The 16,142-nt window shown below is 70.4% G+C and carries 12 protein-coding genes; all 12 read right to left on the bottom strand.

Annotated elements, in window-relative coordinates:
* Positions 1-11: 11 nt before the first annotated feature.
* Positions 12-2,432 (bottom strand): UDP-forming cellulose synthase catalytic subunit, encoded by a 2,421-nt coding sequence (gene bcsA, locus AC6EUL_RS21100; protein ID WP_499872503.1) that lies wholly within the window; start codon positions 2,430-2,432, stop codon positions 12-14.
* Positions 2,433-2,729: 297 nt separating this feature from the next.
* Entirely contained in the window at positions 2,730-3,473 is a 744-nt protein-coding gene (gene bcsS, locus AC6EUL_RS21105; RefSeq protein ID WP_082487015.1) for a cellulose biosynthesis protein BcsS, read from the bottom strand.
* Positions 3,474-4,189: 716 nt separating this feature from the next.
* On the bottom strand, positions 4,190-6,715 hold the full coding sequence (locus AC6EUL_RS21110; protein ID WP_499872505.1) for a response regulator: 2,526 nt from the start codon (positions 6,713-6,715) through the stop codon (positions 4,190-4,192).
* Between the two features lie 173 nt (positions 6,716-6,888).
* Positions 6,889-8,547 carry an FAD-dependent oxidoreductase gene (locus AC6EUL_RS21115; RefSeq protein WP_056217980.1) on the bottom strand — a complete coding sequence of 553 codons (1,659 nt, stop codon included), beginning with the start codon at positions 8,545-8,547 and terminating at the stop codon, positions 6,889-6,891.
* 372 nt (positions 8,548-8,919) lie between these two features.
* Positions 8,920-9,756 carry an alpha/beta fold hydrolase gene (locus AC6EUL_RS21120; protein ID WP_499872507.1) on the bottom strand — a complete coding sequence of 279 codons (837 nt, stop codon included), beginning with the start codon at positions 9,754-9,756 and terminating at the stop codon, positions 8,920-8,922.
* A 661-nt stretch (positions 9,757-10,417) separates the two neighbouring features.
* Positions 10,418-11,035, bottom strand: a complete 618-nt coding sequence (locus AC6EUL_RS21125) for a hypothetical protein (RefSeq protein ID WP_499872509.1) — start codon at positions 11,033-11,035, stop codon at positions 10,418-10,420.
* A gap of 225 nt (positions 11,036-11,260) precedes the next feature.
* The gene (locus tag AC6EUL_RS21130; RefSeq protein WP_056217965.1) at positions 11,261-11,677 is read right to left on the bottom strand and encodes a hypothetical protein; all 417 of its coding nucleotides are present in this window, start codon (positions 11,675-11,677) and stop codon (positions 11,261-11,263) included.
* Positions 11,678-12,481: 804 nt separating this feature from the next.
* Complete coding sequence (locus tag AC6EUL_RS21135) at positions 12,482-12,970, bottom strand: YidB family protein (RefSeq protein WP_499869676.1); 489 nt, start codon at positions 12,968-12,970, stop codon at positions 12,482-12,484.
* A gap of 116 nt (positions 12,971-13,086) precedes the next feature.
* The gene (locus AC6EUL_RS21140; RefSeq protein ID WP_056217799.1) at positions 13,087-14,496 is read right to left on the bottom strand and encodes a TAXI family TRAP transporter solute-binding subunit; all 1,410 of its coding nucleotides are present in this window, start codon (positions 14,494-14,496) and stop codon (positions 13,087-13,089) included.
* Between the two features lie 74 nt (positions 14,497-14,570).
* Positions 14,571-15,008 (bottom strand): BA14K family protein, encoded by a 438-nt coding sequence (locus AC6EUL_RS21145; protein ID WP_056217796.1) that lies wholly within the window; start codon positions 15,006-15,008, stop codon positions 14,571-14,573.
* 178 nt (positions 15,009-15,186) lie between these two features.
* Entirely contained in the window at positions 15,187-15,624 is a 438-nt protein-coding gene (locus AC6EUL_RS21150) for a CsbD family protein (RefSeq protein ID WP_499872513.1), read from the bottom strand.
* Positions 15,625-15,696: 72 nt separating this feature from the next.
* Positions 15,697-15,900: a CsbD family protein gene (locus AC6EUL_RS21155; RefSeq protein ID WP_056217792.1), complete on the bottom strand. Its 204-nt coding sequence runs from the start codon at positions 15,898-15,900 to the stop codon at positions 15,697-15,699.
* Between the last annotated feature and the right edge of the window lie 242 nt (positions 15,901-16,142).

Raw genomic sequence — 16,142 nt, forward strand, 5'->3', positions numbered from 1 at the left:
GCGAGCCTCCCTCACGACCGGGCGTGCAGGTCGGCGCCGCGCCCGCCGCCCGCCGCCCCGCCGAGCAGGCGATCGTTCTCGAATTCCAGCATCAGGCGGACCCAGTCGGTGCCCGGCTCGCCGTCGTTGCTGCGTGCGAAGCTCGGCCGGGCCGGCAGGGGATTCTCGGCCGGGCGCGGCCGGGCGGCCTCCGCCCCGCCGGGGCTTCCGCCGGGCAGGAGCGGCGCCCGCTGCGGGGTGCGCGGAAGGGCCGTGTCGGTGGTGGGGGCGGGCGCCGCCTGCGGGCGCGGCTTGAACAGGTAGCTGAAGGCGCGGAACGGCTCGACCAGGCCCCACCAGATCAGCTGGAGGGTGCCCGAGACGATGTTCTTGTGCCGGCGCCGGCTCTGCTGGAAGCGCAGCAGCGCGCCCGCATCGCCGTACATCAGGCTCGCGAGGCCGGCATAGCCCTGCGCGTCGAGGGGCTGGAAGCGCAGGGTCACCACCACGTCGTCGCCCGCATGGGCGATCGTCCCGACCTCGAACGGCAGCACGCCGCCGGCGGGGGCGCCGTCGAGGGGCTGCACCGAGAGCTGGCCGGTGCGGTAGGTGCTGCCGGTGCCGAACGGCAGGACGTCGGCCCCGAACCGGACGGTGCAGCCGACGGCCGAGGCGCGGTCCACCGCGACGTCGAGGGCGCGGCCGGCCAGCATCATCCGTCCCTGCCGGTTGATCGCCAGGGACGGGCTCGCCTCCGTGACCCGGCGCTCGGCCACGACGCCGAGGGCGGCGCCGGCCATGAGCAGGTTGAAGAAGTTCCACAGGCCGACCACGAGCATCAGGTTGGTGACGCCGGGCTCGAACAGGTAGCGGTAGAGGGCCGTGGCGCAGCCGAGCAGCAGCAGGCCGTAGACGGCGAAGAACGGCCAGGCCAGGGCGGAGAGGTGGTCCTGCTCCAGGGTCGTGCCCTTGGCGGTGACGTTGAAGGTCGGGCGCCGGGGCGAGACGATGACCGAGGCGATGGCGCGGAACAGGAACAGGCCCTGGACGTACTCGTACAGCTCGGAGACGAAGGGCCAGCGGAACTTCCCGTAGACGTAGTTCTGCATCATCAGGTTGATGACGACGTAGGTCGCCGTATAGGCGATGGATTCATCCACGCTGGCGACGAAGATCTTCAGGTCGAAGAAGATGTGCAGCAGCGGCGAGAACATGAAGATCAGCCGCGGCACGGGGAAGAACCAGAACGTCATGCTCGACAGGTAGGCGACCTTCTGGATCCCGTGCAGACCGCGCTTGAAGAGCGGGTTCTTCAGCAGAAGGATCTGGAACATGCCCTGGCACCAGCGCGAGCGCTGGCCGATGAAGGCCTCCAGGGTCTCCGGCTGCAGGCCGGCGATCAGGGGCTTGTCGACGTAGATGCTGTTCCAGCCGCGCGCATGCAGCTCGAAGGCGGTCTCGCAATCCTCCGTGATGGTGACGCCCGAGAAGCCGCCCGCCTCGTCGAGGGCGCGCCGGCGCAGGAGCGCGGCCGAGCCGCAGAAGAACGAGCCGTTCCACTTGTCGAGACCGCGCTGCGTCACCGCGTAGAACATCTCGTTCTCGGAGGGCATGCGCTCGAAGGTGCGCAGGTTGCGCTCGATCGGGTCGGGATTCAGGAAGGCGTGCGGCGTCTGCACCAGGAACAGGCGCGGGTCCTGGGCGAAGTACCCGATCGTGTCGCGCAGGAAGGAGCGGAACGGGACGTGGTCGGCGTCGAGCACCACGACGATCTCGCCCTGCGAGTGCTTGAGCCCGTTGTTGAGGTTGCCCGCCTTGGCGTGCTGGTTGCGGGCGCGGGTGCGGTACTCGACGCCGAGGGAGGCGGCCAGGGCCTGGAGCTCCATGCGCCGCCGCATCGCGGCCTGCGCCTTCGCGGGATCGGGATCGGCGCATTTCTGGTCGGTGCCGCCATCGTCGAGCAGCCAGACCGTCAGCTTGTGGGCGGGATAGTCGATGAGGCGGGCCGCCGCGAGGGTGACCGAGAGGATGCCCGCATCCTCGTTGTAGCTCGGCACGAAGATGTCGACGGTGGGCAGCGCGTCGAGGGCCTCCGGATCATCGGCGGCGGCCATCGGCGGGCGCGCGCGCCGGAGCGGGTCGGCGTTGATGGTCAGGCTGACGAACAGGATGAAGACGCAGTAGAGCTCGCCCAGGAGGAGCAGGAGTCCGAACCCGAAGCTGACCGGGTCGCCGACGGAGGGCAGCGTGTTCGTCACGCGCCAGAACATGTAGCGCAGCACGACGAGGCTTCCCAGGGCGAGGAAGACGAAGCGCGCCGGCTGGTTGTCGAAGAACACCCACAGCACCACCATCGCCGCCATGGCGCAGAGGCTCATGATCAGCTGGTCCTGCGTGCTGACGGGCTGGCTCAGCAGGACGAGGACGGCAGCGGCCGACGCGATCCAGGCCATCCAACGTAATGCACTTGCCACGAGCCTGCCCTTCCGCAATCCGCCTCGCCCGCGTTCCTCCGGGACCGACCTGGGCCCAGCGGGCCTTCAGGGTCGCAACCTGTGCGGGAACGGGACGGCGCAATACCTGTGAAACACCTGAGCGATTTGCCTGCCAACAGAAGTCCGGCCACACGTCGCAGGACTTGTGCATGTCCGGGATTGAACGCGCTCAACTGTTGTAAGATGGAACATATGAAAAAACGTGACTGGCGGTCACGCGCACGCAATCGAACCTAGCAAAGCCTGAACAGGCGGCTAAAAAGCGGTTCTCGCTTCGACGGTCGAGTAGTATCCGCTGCCCTGGATGCGGTCTTTCACGTAGCCGACTCCGACGGCCATCTTGATCGGGCCGAAGGAAAATCCCGTCAGGTGTCCGCCGATGCGGTACTGATTGAAGAAGTTGTCGCCGAGGAACATGGCTTCGGGGCCGATATAGACCCCGTCGGCGACCATGTACCCGACGCGGAAGCGCGAGTAGTAGGCGTTGAACTGGGTCGAGTACGAGCCGTAGGCCGAGACCATCGTGTTCTCGGTCGGCCGCGCATAGAAGTTGGCCGCGAACTTGGCGCCCACGCCGGTTCCGACGACCGGGTTGCCCGGATCGAGGATCGACAGCTGGTTGCTGCGGACGTTGAAGCCGACGAAGCCGGCCAGGGCCGCATCGCGCCAGATCCACTCGTAGCCGCCCGACAGGGCCCCCTCCTGCTGGTAGCCCGTGACCCGCTGGCCCACCTTCTGCCCGGGATAGCTGTAGGTGCCGGCGACGCCCTCGACGCGCAGGCGGGGGCCGCTCTCGAGGAGCGTGCCCTCCGTGGCGATCGTGCCCGTCGCCGAGCCGAAGGCGGAACTGTTGGAGGTGACCGCGACCGAGGCGTCGACGGCCACCGTCCAGTTCTCGTCCAGGATCACCGGCTCCGCACCGGTGTACCAGTCCGCGGCGACGGCGGCGTGCGAGGGGCCCAGGACCAGGGGCAAGGCGAGGAAGGCGAGGCGCGACATCGAGGCGGATGATCCGTTCCGTTGAGGCATTCGCGCGCGATGGATGGAGATCGACGGCGTCCGCTCGCGGTAATTCATCGACCTTCGGGGTTAATTGAATCTTAACGCGACCGCGAAAGCTGGATCTCGCAAGTCACCAATGCCGAGGATGTGCTTTCAGGCAACATATTTTGTTCTTGGAGACGATGTATTGTTGAAGAATTTCTGATCACAATGGTCATGTAATGAGCAGGCGCACAAAGAAGCGTCGGGTGATCTCCGTCGGTTTGAGGCTGTTCCAACAACATTCGGGCAAGTCGAGGCTGCGAACTTTTCAAGATTATGCAACCGATGCGCGTGGTCGGGCGGGTCCGTCGCGGGTTTCCGTCTCCGGAGCGCCGCCGAGACGGAGTTGCCGATCCTTGGAACGGCGGTCTCATGCGCTGCGAGGGCTGCCGATGCGGGCCCGAATTTTTCTGAGGATGGCCCTGTGGATTGTCCCCTCGCGGCCGCCCTCGGCGCCGCCACCGCATCCGGAGCCGCTGCGCGCGGCCCGAAGAGCCTGTGGGACCGAGGGGCTTCGGTTCGCAGGGCGAGCGCGGCGACGTCCGGGTTCCCCCCCCCGGCGTCGCGCCCCCTGCCCCCTGGGGCGGGGAGCGGGCCGGCCACGGGGGGGCATTCCGTGCGGGCGGTCCCGGGGTCGGCCGACGACGTGGGTGGCGGCCTTCAGGCTGCCTTCAGGCTGCCTTGGCGGCCGGGTCGCGGGCCGCCCGGCGCATCACGGCGGCGAGATCGCCGTAGCGGAACGGCTTCTCGATCTGCAGGAAGGCCCGGGCGCTTTCCGGCAGGTGGCCCTGGGGGCCGGCGAGGACGATGCGGATCCCGGGATGGTGCTGGACCACCGTGGCGGCGAGCTGCAGGCCGCTCATCACCGGCATGCGCTGGTCGGCGATCATGACGTCGAAGCCCTCCGGCGCATCGAGGAGCGTCAGCGCATGTTCGGCGGAGCCGGCCTGGGTGACGCGGTGACCGAGATCGGTGAGCGCCTCGGCGAAGCTCTCGCGGACCAGGGTGTCGCTGTCGACGAGGAGGACGCGCAGGCGCGGCTGGACCGTGGCCGTCTCCTCATGGCCGGCCTCGGCCGGGGCCTCGCTGGCGGGGATCCAGATCTCGGCCAGGAAGGCGGAGTCGCCGCGTCCGTCGGCCACGAGGCGGAAGCCGCCGCCGATGCCGCTGAGCAGGCTCGCCACGGCGGCCGTGGAGCGCTCTTCTCCGGCCGGCTTCGCCGGGGCGGGGAGCCGCGCCGGCGTTCCGCTGGCCAGGACCAGGCGCACGTAGCGACCCGGGCGCAGGGCGATCCCATCCTCCTCGGACAGCACCCGCTCGTCGGCGCCGATCGCGAAGCCCTCGGAGCCGAGATCGCGCACGTGGAAGGCGAGGTTCAGCAGCACGGCCTCCAGCACGGCCTCGCTGCACTGGGCGCGCGCGAGCCCGGAGCGGACCCGGAGCTTGATCGGAGCCTGGTTCAGGACGTTGGCGCTGAGGAACGGCACGAAGGCCGTCAGGGCGGTCCCGATCTCCGTCTCCTGGAGGGTGGCGTCGTCGCGGCGCACGAACCGGACCAGGCGGCGGGTCAGGCTGGAGCCGCGCTGCGCGCCCGCGAGGGCCGCCTCGACCAGCCGCACCTGATCCGGGTTGAGGCCATACCGGCGCTTGAGCGTGCCGAGATTGCCGCTGATCACGGTGAGCAGGTTGTTGAAGTCGTCGACCACGCCGTCGATGACCTGGCGCAGCATGCCCTCGCCGCGCCGTTCGGTGGCCTGTGCCCTGCCGTCGGAGGGGGCCGTGCCGTCCTGCGCGCCCGTCTCCCCGCCGGCCAGGCCGGCGGGAATCTCGCGGCTCAGGGCGTGAAGGCGGGCCGCGCCGGGGGCGGAGACCTCCGCGCTGCCGCGGATGAAGCGGACGAGGAGGCGACGCGTCTCCTGGCTGTCCGCCGTGTCGGCGCGGCGCAGAACCACGTCGTGCGGGCCCTCCCCGTCCAGGGCGGCCTGCATGGTGAACCGCATCAGGTCGCGATCCTGCGGCTTGATGCCGTCCGTCAGGTCGGTCAGCGCGACGGCCCGGTCGGTGGTGGCCGCGACGCCCGGGGTGGTGGAATCCACCCAGGTGACGTTGCCGGCGTCGGTGTCGATCTCCCAGTAGGTCCAGCCCGACATCGCCTCGAAGGTGCGCAGGCGCTCGCGCACCCGCGCCAGGGCGGTGCGGGCCTCCTGGAGGGCGCGGGCACGGCTGCGCTCGCGGGCCGTCAGGTGCTCGGCGCTCGCCCGGAACTCGGCGATCCGCGATGGCACGATCGCCTCGCCGTCCGCCTCCGTGATCCGGGCCAGGCGCCGCGTCAGGCGCCCGGTGAGGGCGTAGGCCAGGCCCGCCGCGAGCAGGGCGGCGGCGAGCCAGAGCGCACAGAGGCGCGGATCCGGCAGGCCGAGACCGGCGCCGCGGGATTCCGTCGTGCGGGCGACCGCGAGCCAGCCCGAGGGGCCGAGGTCGCCGTAGCCGGCGCTCGGGGTGGCGTGCTCGACGGTGCGGGCGCTCCCGTCGGCGCTCGGCCGCGCGGCGCCGCTCACGAGCGCCCGGCCGTCGGGCGCCAGGACCGTGAGGGCGAGGGGGGAATCCGGGGCGGGCTGCGCGCGAAGGATTCCGCTGCGGAGATCGGCGAGCCAGGTGTCGGCGAGGCGGGCGACGAGGTACTCGGCGTTGCGGGCGCCCGATCCGGCGACCGGGATCGCGACCTCGAAGGGGACGGGATCCCGGGGCGTCGCGGAGGCCGTGACGAGGGCCGTGGAGGCATTCCGTGCCCCGGCGAACCAGGGCTGTCCCGAGACGTCGCGGCCGATCATCTCCTCGTGGCCGGCGGCCCGGACGCGTCCGTTGGCACTGACCAGGAGGATGTCGGCATAGGCCGGGCGCAGGTCGGCCCAGGCACGCAGCACGGCCTGAGGATCGGCATCCATCAGGCCGGTGCCGGTCTGGCGAAGGGCCACGGCCGCGGTGCGCAGGTCCTGCGACACCTCGAAGAGGCTGCGGTCGAGGGCGCCGGCGAACGCCTCGGAGGTGCGACGGACCTGAGCGGCATCCGGCCCGGCGCCGCGCGGCGGGCTGGTCAGCGCGAGGCTGCTCCAGACCATGACGGCGCTGAGCACCACGACCGTGCCGGCCTGGAAGGCGGCCACGGACTTGAGAGAAACGCGATCCAATCCCAACATGCCGCTGATCGCTCCGCTGCCTTCACTTCCCGATACGCGACACCAGACGGACGGGCCCCACAACCTGTGGGGATAGGATGGTTAATTTTCCCTTAAATTCAGTTGGCGCCCCGCGCTGATCAAATGTTCGGCCGGCGATACTTGTCGGGCCAATCGGCCGGCGGCCGGACCGATCAGGGCTCCGGCTGCAGGAAGCCGTGAACCGCCTGCACGACCACCGAGCCTTCGCCCACCCCGGAGGCCACCCGCTTGACCGAGCCCGCGCGCACGTCCCCGACGGCGTAGAGGCCCGGCACGGTGGTGGCGTAGGGCGACGCGGCGGGCGTCCCGTCGGGTCGCAACCCCGTCGGCACGAAGCCCTTCGGGTCGAGGGTGAGGCAGTCGGCGAGCCATCCGGTGTTCGGCACGGCCCCGATCATCAGGAAGACGTTCCCGACGGCCCGGGTCACGCTCAAATCGCGCGACCGGTCGGTCCAGGTCACCGCCGTCAGCGTGTCGTCGCCGTGGAACGCGCTGATCTCGGTCCGCGTGTGCAGCGTGATCCGCGCGGACGCGGCGATCCGGCGGACGAGGTAGTCGGACATGGTCGCGGCGAGTCCCTCGGCCCGCACCAGGAGATGGACACGGGCCACGGTGCGGGACAGGAACATCGCCGCCTGCCCGGCCGAATTCCCGCCGCCGACCACGATCACCTCCGCGCCGGTGCAGAGCTGCGCCTCCATGGCGGTGGCCGCGTAGTGGATGCCCTGCCCCTCGAAATGCGCGTAGCGCGGCAGGTCGAGCCGCCGGTAGCGGGCGCCGGTGGCGGCGATGACCGCGCGGGCGGGAATGGCCGTGCCATCCTCCAGGAGCACCCGGAAGGCCGGCCCGTGGCAGTCGAGACCGGCCGCCATGCGGGAGATCGCGAGCCGCGCCCCGAACTTCTGGGCCTGGACCTGTGCCCGGCCGGCCAGGGCCTGACCCGAGATGCCGGTCGGAAAGCCCAGATAGTTCTCGATCTTCGAGGACGTGCCCGCCTGACCGCCCGGCGCCAAGCCCTCGACCACGATGGTGTCGAGCCCTTCGGAGGCGGCGTAGACCGCTGCGGCGAGGCCCGCCGGCCCGGCGCCGATCACCGCGACGTCGTAGACGCGGTCCGGATCGATCGTCTCCGTCAGCCCGAGGATATCGGCCAGCACGGCGTTGCTCGGGTTGCGCAGGACCGCCGTGCCCGGCGCGAGGACCACCGGCAGGTCGGCCTCCGTCAGGCCGAAGCCGTCGAGCGCTTCGCGCGCCGCCCCGTCGAGGGCGACGTCGAGGATGCGGTGCGGATAGGCGTTGCGAACGAGGAATCGCTCCAGGCGCAGGGTCTCGCGCTGGTGGCCGAGGCCGATCAGGACGACGCCGCCGCGCCCGTGTCGGATCAGCCCGACCCGGCGCAGGATGAAGGCCCGCATGATGATCTCGCCGATATCGGGCTCCGCGGTGACCAGCCGGCGGAAGGCCGCGCGGTCGATCCGCACCACCCGCGCGTCGCTCACCGTGCGGCCCGAGACGAGGATCTCGCGATCGTTGAAGAGGTCGAGCTCGCCCGTGAACTGGCCCTCGGTATGCACGGTGAACACGGTCGTCTGGCCGGCGTGGTCGGTCTCGAACATCTCGATCCGTCCGGACCGGACGAGGAAGAAATCCACCCGCCGCTGACCGCGCGCGAAGATCACCGTGCCCGCCGGCAGGGTTTCCTCTCGTCCGTAACCGGCGACGCGCTGCGCCATCTCGTCGTCGAGGCGCGGGAAGGTCTGTGCGGCGCGCTCGTCGCCGTCGATCCCCGTCGTCAGGGCCGTGTCGCTCATGTCGGAGCACTCCATCACGCCGTACGGGCCGACACGGCCGAAGCGGCAGGGGGCAATCCGCCCCGAAGGCATCGGATCGGGCGCTGTCTTGGACGAACCCTCTGGGCGCCTGTGCCTCGAGCTGGGACTGATGCACGACGATGCTGGTCGCGTGAAGCGAAGGGGCCCGCGGTGCGCGCCGAAGACCGCCGCCCCGAAGACCGCCGAACCACGGGCCGCGCCTCGGCGGGACGGAGGCGGGCGGGCGGGCGTCCTGGGGCAGCCTCGGATCCCGGTGGGGGGAACCGCTTCCGCCCCGCCCTCCCCCGCCGTGGCGCGGTCGTGGACCGCGTGGCGCACAGGGCGGCGGCTCTCGGAGAGGACGTTCGGGGGTCAGCCCTTCACGAATGCGAGGAGGTCGGCGTTCAGGACCTCCGCATGCACCGTGAGCATGCCGTGCGCGTAGCCCGGATAGGTCTTGATCGTCCCGTTCCGGAGGAGCTTGATCGACTTCAGCGCCGCGTCGGCGATCGGCACGATCTGGTCGTCCTCGCCGTGCAGCACCAATGTGGGGACGCCGATGGCCTTGAGATCCTCGGTCTGATCGGTCTCCGAGAAGGCCTTGATCCCGTCGTAATGGGCCTTCGCGCTGCCCATCATGCCCTGTCGCCACCAGTTCCGAACCACCCCGGGAAGCACCGTCGCGCCATCGCGGTTGAAACCGTAGAAGGGGCCGCCCGCGACATCGAGGAAGAACTGCGCGCGGTTCCCGGCGGTCGCGGCCCGGAAGCCGTCGAAGACGTCGCGCGGCAGGCCCTCGGGGTTGGCGTCGGTCCTCAGCATCAGGGGCGGCACCGCCGAGACCAGCACCGCCTTGGCGACGCGCCCGGCCGGTTCGCCGTGCCGCGCGACGTAGCGGGCGACCTCGCCGCCCCCGGTGGAATGGCCGATATGGACGGCGTTGCGCAGGTCGAGCGCCTCGACCACCGCGAAGGCGTCGGCGGCGTAGTGATCCATGTCGTGGCCGCGGTCGACCTGCGCCGAGCGGCCGTGGCCGCGCCGGTCGTGGGCCACGACCCGGTAGCCCTGATGCAGGAAATACAGCATCTGGGCGTCCCAGTCGTCGGACGAGAGGGGCCAGCCGTGATGGAACATGATCGGCTGGGCGTCCTTGGGACCCCAATCCTTGAAGAAGATTTCGACGCCGTCCTGGGTGGTGACGTAGGTCATGGCGATGGCCCCGGTCTCAGAGAGAAAGATCGTCGCGGTGAATGGCGGTCTGGCTCCACGCGCGTCGGGAATCCTGTCGCGTGGTCGCGGGCCGGCCGCCTCAGCGGCTTCCCGAAGGGGTGAGCATCAGCCGCGTGTCCATGAGACCGGGACCGTCGGCGCGGCCGGCCTCGCAACGACGGCCGGGGGCTACGCGGGTCGACAGCGTGGAGACGCCGATCCGGCGCCCGGTGGAGTCGGCCGCCGGGCCGGTGCCGGGCAGAGGTGTTGCGGGTAGCAGCATCGGTCGCGGCTCTCGATCATCGTGACCCGAGGGCGCGCCGAAGGACCAGCGACCGCGTCGGGGATGCCATGAGCTATGGCGCCCGGTGGTCGACCGGGCTTGACGATTTGCGGCGCGATTTGGACGAATGCGTCATGGCGCCGGGACCCGGACGGCGCGCCGTACCGGCGGACCGCGTGCGGCTCCGCTCCGGCTCGTTCGATCGGTGGCTCCGGTCTTGGGCAGGACGTCTTGGGCAGGACGTCTTCGGCAGGACGTCTTGGGCAGGAGGATCGTCCACGCGGCGATGGCGCGAACCGGGGACCGGAACGCGCCATCGGGGAACGCTTGAACGGGGAGACACCGGTGCGGGCACCGGGTCTCGTTCGGTTCCGACCCTCAGCGACCCTGCTGCGGCATCAGCGCCCGAGCCTGCTGGACCGCGTCGCGGCAGGAGGTATCGCCCTTGGCATTGAGATCGGTCGCGCGCTGCAACGCGGTCTTGGCCTGCGAAACCTTGTCCTCGGATGAGAGGCTGGCGGAGGCAGACGCCTCGCCGCCCTTCGATGCCTCGGCCGCCGCGGTCGGCTTGTTCTCGGATTGCGCGCGGACATCGGCCGGCGACGTGGCGATCTGGCCGTTCGCCACCGAATTCGCCGGACCCTTCCCGGCCGCCGCGGCGACCGGTCCGGCGACACCCCCTACCGTGCCCGGGGAGCCGCCGCTCCCGCGGGAGGCGCCGCCCTGCTGCGCCCGATCCGTCTCCGCGGTTCCAGGCTTGGCGGTGCTTCCCGTGGTGCCGACGGTCTGATCGGCCGACGCGGCGCTGGGGCCCTTCTGCTGTCCGGTGTCCGGCTGGGATACGGGGGCGCCCATGCCCACCTGAGTGCCGAGTTCACGCTTGAGCTTGGCGATGTCGTCGCTGCAGGGACCTCCCTCCTGGGCAAAGGCCGCCGTGCTGACGAAGCCGAGGAGGGAGAATGCGGCGGCACCGCCGATCATCTTGAAACGTTGCATGGGATTCCTCAATGAAATGCTCCCACCAACGTCAATGTAAAGTACAAGTTCAATAAAAAAACGTATTTACCCGTCAATATTCACTTCAAGTCAAAACATAGAACGTTTTGTACAGCATTGCAGCTTCTACGAACGCGAATTCCGATGCGCCCGGAGACAAATCCGGACGCATCGATCTGTCAGTCTGTTATCTCACCGGCGAACGTCCGGCGCGACCAACTCGGATCAGTAGCCGTAACCATAGGCCGGGTAGCCGTAGCCACCGCCGTAGCCGTAGGCGGGTGCGTAGCCGTAACCGCCGCCGTAGTAACCGACCGGACGGCCATAGCCGTAACCGTAGCCGCCGTAGCTGTTCGCCACGATGGCGCCGGCCGCGAGGCCCGCGATGCCGAGGCCGATGGCTGCGCCGGGGCCGATGCCGCGACGGTAGCCGTAGCCGCGACCGTAGCCGCCGCCATAGCCCCGGTACCCGCCGTAGCCGCCCCGGAAGCCGACGCCACGATAGCCGTAGCCCCCGTGGCCGTAACCGTAGCCGCCGTGGCCGTAGCCGCCACCGTAGCCCCAGCCGCGGGCCTCGGCAGGGGCCGATGCCAGGAGGCCGAGTCCGAGCAGGGCCGTCGATGCCAGTGCGAGCTTGCGCATGCGATCTCTCCTATCGTGTGGAATGTGGGCTCATAACAGCCCCGAGCTTGGCGCGTTCCAATGCCGACCATGGTTCAACACGTCACAGGGGCAGTAGCCGTTCCCACCCAGATAGGTATCGTAGCCTATAGCGGGTCCAAAGCCGTGGGAAACCGCGGAAGGACCGCCCCGGGTCTAGCTCTGGCCGACCACATAAAGCGTACCTCTGTTCTGCACTGGCCGAACAAGGCTATGCGGGGATCGCGATCCTTTGATCGGCGCAGCCTGAAGTCTGAGATTCGTCCTGAGAAGCGAAGCAGCACATGCCAAGATGCGCATGAGAGTTCCGGGTTCCGACTTGGGAGCCGAGACCCGGATCAGGACAGGACCGTTCCTTCACCCGCGCGTCAGGCGGCACGCCATGGTGTGAATGCCCTGGCGTGATCTTCGATGATCGGGCGAGGTCCGGCGCGCCGTCCGACCGGGAACGCCTCGCGGATCCGACGCTTGCGCCGGTCCGGACCGAGGGGCTCTCGGGTCTCTCGGAACGCTGTCCCCACAGAGCGAGGAACAGGTCTCAGGAGCCCGCCAGCATGCTCGTGGATTGGAATACGACGAAGATCAGCGTGACCAGGGCTGCGGCCGCGGCGAGATAAGTCACCGCCTTCATGAACTTGGACATGGTTTCGAAGGCTCCATCTGAAAACGCGTTCGGGCGCGCGGGGCATGCCGCGCGCCGTCACCCAAAGGTCGAGGGGCGTGGGCCCGTCGCCCGTGGCCGGGGCTCGGAAGGACCGGCCGCGTGCAACGGGATCTCGAGCCGGGTCAGGCCGGGCGACGGCCGTCGGCGGCGTAGCGGTCGATGGCCGAGGGCAGCTCGCGCGAGAGCCGGGAGAGGAGCGCGCCGCGGCTCAGGCCGGTCTGCTGGGTGAGGTGGTCGAGGGTGTCCGAGCCGATGGCCCGCTCGAGATCCGCCTCGGGGATGTCGCGGTTGGGGCCATGGCTGACCCAGGAGTTCGCGGTCTCGCCGTGGCCGCCCTTGGTGAAGTGGTCGACGAGCTCGCTCAGGCCGCTGGCGATCAGGCCGCCGACCCCGGCGGTGCCGACGCCGCCCAGAAGCCCGGCTAGATTGCCGAGGCCGCCGCTGCCGGTGGCCGTGCCGGTGGAGGCTGTGTTCGGGATCGGTGGGACGGTGCGTTGGGGTGCGGTGGGCTCGTGGCCCTTCAGCAGCTCGGCGAGCTTGTCGCGGTTCTGGTAGCCGGCCACGGCCAGAAGGCCCAGCAGCGCGGTCATCGAGGGGTAGCCCTTGCTCATCGGAGGTCTCCGTTTGTGGGGGTGAACAGGTCTTGAGAAGTGAACAGGTCTCGGGGAGTGAACAGGTTTGGGGGGGGCGAGAAGGGCCGGACCGGCAACGATCCAGGCTCGCGTCGTCAGCCCGCCGCGGCGGCCTCCGTCGATGTCGTGCGCCCGGCCAGATCGCTCGGCTCGGCGGCATACTGGCTGGCGGCGATGGTGCGCTTGACCGTGGAGCGGGCCGCATCGATGGCGATGGCGGCCGCCGACAGGGTGCGGGCCTCGGTCGGGCGTTCGAGGGCGTGCTTGGCGATGTCGCCGGCCAGATCGTCGATCTCGCGGGCGAGCTGTTCCAGGCGCGGCGCGTCGGCGCTGTCCTGGGCCTCCTGCCGGATCTCCAGCAGACGATCGGTGGCCTCCTCGATGCGCTCGCGGCGCAGGCGCGACAGGCGCTGCCCGACCCAGGCGAGCGCCGAGCCGATGCCGCCGCCGAGGAAGGCGACGAGGTAGATCCAGGTCTCGTAACGCTCGACGAAGCCCTGCTGCTCGCGCTCGAAAAAGTCGACGGCGCCGGGATGGATCGGCAGCCGCGCGCTCGTCGCGCCCGCTGTGCTGTCGTAGTTCGGCGCCTGCACGTAGTCGGCCGCCGGCGTCACGTTGGCCATGCCGCTGCGCATCTCGAACAGGTGCTGGGTGACGTCGGCCGCGACCGGTCGGGAGAGGGTGGTGCGGGCCATCAGGCGGTAGGAGGCCCCCACGGTATGGACATCCTCGGCCGGCACCTTCGGACTGCCGCCGAAGGTCTCGGCCGGCATCGTCACGGCCTGGAGGCGCGGCAGGCGCGCGATGATGGCGTCGGCGTTCTCCACGTCGACGAAGGCGACCTTCCCGCTCCGGCTCACCCCCTGCACGATGCCGACGATGCGCTGGGCGGTGGGCGAGGTCGGGGCGATCACCGAGACCACCGCGTCGATCCGCTTGCGGGTGAAGGCGCCCGCGAGCTCCGCCTCCGTCATCTCCACCAGCGCCACGTGGCGCGGCGGCACCGGGCCGTCGGGCTCCTTGTCAAGAAGAGTCAGGCCGTAATGCTCGACCATGGCCTTGATGAGCGCCTGGTCGGCGTCGCGATGGGCCAGGATGGCGAGGCGCTTGCGCTCGAGCTGCGGGAACCGGGTCAGCCCGGAGCCTTCCGGTGAGGCGATGATCATCGCTTGGTCCCGCAGGATCGCCAGGGTCAGGCCGTTGTCGGGCAGGTCGACGTCGGGACGCACGACAGCGAGGTCGGCCCGTCCCTCCTGGAGGGCGGCGGCGCTGTCGCGCACGTCGTCGAGGGCCAGGACCTTGAGGCGGATCTCCTTGTGGCGCTTGGCGAGGGCGTCGGCATAGGCCTGGATCAGGGCCGGCTCGGTTCCGTCCCGGGGCGCCACCGCCACCGTCAGAACCGTGGCGCGGGAGACCCAGTAGGCCACCCCCGCCGCGAGACCGAGGAAGACGGTGAGCAGCAGGAACACGAGCTCCGGGCGCAGGAGGACCTTGGCGAACTTCATTGAGGGTCGTTCGCTCCCGCCCGCCCGGGGCTCCGTCCCCCCGTCGCGTCCTTCGAACCGGCCATCGTCGAGCCCTACGGGCAGGAATGCCGTTCGCCGTCGTTGCCGAGATAGGTTCCGCTGGCCGCATCGTAGGAACGGAAGCGGCGGGCACAGGCGGCCACGGCCTCGGCCGGCACCCCGCGCGGAGCGGCCTGGGCCTGCGAATTCGCGATCGCCCCACCGATGATCGCGCCCGCGGCGAGGCCGGCCACGCCGGCGCCGACCGCCGCGCCCACGCCGGGTCCCCGGCGATAGCCGTAGCCGCGCCGGTAGCCGTAGCCCCGACCGTAGCCGCGCCCACCGCGCCAGCCGTGACGGTGACCGTACCGGCGAAACTGCATGTACGCGGTCGGTACATCCGCGTGCGCCAGGGCCTCGACGGCTGGGCCGCCCGTCGTCGGGGCTGCCTGGGCCGGGAGCCCGACCAGGGCAGCGGCGACGGTGGCGGCAAGGGCGAGGGTCAGCTTCATCGTGAGGTGTCTCCTGACGGATGGTGGAGGTGCGCTGGGGATGGGCTCAGTAGCCGCGCCGGTTCGGCGGGACGGCGGAACGCCCGCCGAACCGGCGGCTGACATAGGCGATGACCTTCGGAAGCAGGAAGGCGGTGAGGAGCTTGCGGATCATGGGATGGTCTCCGGGACTGCGGGATCAACGATTGCGACGGGACAGCCAGCCCACCGCGAAGGCGACGGCGGCGAGGCCGAGGAGCGCGGAGGCGCGGTTGTCGTCGGCGTAGCGCACGGCCTGTCGGCCGTAGGTCGATCCGCGCTTGGCCGCGTGATGGGCGAAGGCGCGACCGTCATCGATGAGGTTTCCCGCCCGGTCGCGCGTCTCGTCGACGAGGTGACGCCCGTCCTCGATCAGGTTCCCGGCGCGGTCGCGCACCTCGTGGGCGATGTCGCGTCCGTCGTCGATGAGATCCTCGGCCCGGTCGCGGGCGCGACCGTAGGCGTACTGGGCACCGCCGGCCACCTGGTTCACGGCGCCGCGCACTTGGCGCGCCGGATCACCGGTGAGGCCGCCGACGGCGGTCTGCGCGCGGCCCTTGAGGTGGCGCGAGGCGCCGCGGAACTGGTCTCCGTTCATGGGGAAACTCCTGGGTTCGAGGGGGATGAGGGGCGGCGGGACCTTGGTCGGGGCTTCGGCCGCCGTCCGGGATCAGTGCTTGCCGGTGACCTTATCGACGGCCGAGGCGATGCCGTCCTTGGCTTCGCCGACGGTGCGCTGGGCCTCGCCCTTGAGCTCCTGGGCCTTGCCTTCGACCACGAGCTTGTCGTTGCCCGTGACCTTGCCGGCGGCCTGCTTGACGTTGCCGGCCGCCTCGTTGGCGAGACCCTTCAGCTTGTCGGTGGTGCTGCTCATGGGATGTCTCCTTGTGTTCGGATGACTGGGATGGGTTGGCCGGCCGGTCGCGGGGACCGGCCGGGATGGGCTCAGACGCGGCGGGCGTCGACGCTGTCGGCGACGGTGGCGGCCTTGGGGGCGCCGAGGCGTCCGCCGAGGAAGCCGGCGAGGGCGCCCAGGATCAGGGCGAGCGCGCCGTAGAAGGCGCCCTGGGTGGCGGCGGACTTGGCGGCGACGGCCGCGGCTTCCGCCTTCACCTT

The sequence above is a fragment of the Methylobacterium sp. 001424705 genome (genome assembly GCF_059816145.1).

Coding starts and splice junctions, on each gene's coding strand:
- AC6EUL_RS21135 (WP_499869676.1), bottom strand. CDS start 12,970: ATGAGCAAGGGCTACCCCTCGATGACCGCGCTGCTGGGCCTTCTGGCC.
- AC6EUL_RS21150 (WP_499872513.1), bottom strand. CDS start 15,624: ATGAACGGAGACCAGTTCCGCGGCGCCTCGCGCCACCTCAAGGGCCGC.
- AC6EUL_RS21115 (WP_056217980.1), bottom strand. CDS start 8,547: ATGAGCGACACGGCCCTGACGACGGGGATCGACGGCGACGAGCGCGCC.
- AC6EUL_RS21120 (WP_499872507.1), bottom strand. CDS start 9,756: ATGACCTACGTCACCACCCAGGACGGCGTCGAAATCTTCTTCAAGGAT.
- AC6EUL_RS21110 (WP_499872505.1), bottom strand. CDS start 6,715: ATGTTGGGATTGGATCGCGTTTCTCTCAAGTCCGTGGCCGCCTTCCAG.
- AC6EUL_RS21145 (WP_056217796.1), bottom strand. CDS start 15,008: ATGAAGCTGACCCTCGCCCTTGCCGCCACCGTCGCCGCTGCCCTGGTC.
- AC6EUL_RS21155 (WP_056217792.1), bottom strand. CDS start 15,900: ATGAGCAGCACCACCGACAAGCTGAAGGGTCTCGCCAACGAGGCGGCC.
- AC6EUL_RS21130 (WP_056217965.1), bottom strand. CDS start 11,677: ATGCGCAAGCTCGCACTGGCATCGACGGCCCTGCTCGGACTCGGCCTC.
- bcsA (WP_499872503.1), bottom strand. CDS start 2,432: ATGGCCTGGATCGCGTCGGCCGCTGCCGTCCTCGTCCTGCTGAGCCAG.
- bcsS (WP_082487015.1), bottom strand. CDS start 3,473: ATGTCGCGCCTCGCCTTCCTCGCCTTGCCCCTGGTCCTGGGCCCCTCG.
- AC6EUL_RS21125 (WP_499872509.1), bottom strand. CDS start 11,035: ATGCAACGTTTCAAGATGATCGGCGGTGCCGCCGCATTCTCCCTCCTC.
- AC6EUL_RS21140 (WP_056217799.1), bottom strand. CDS start 14,496: ATGAAGTTCGCCAAGGTCCTCCTGCGCCCGGAGCTCGTGTTCCTGCTG.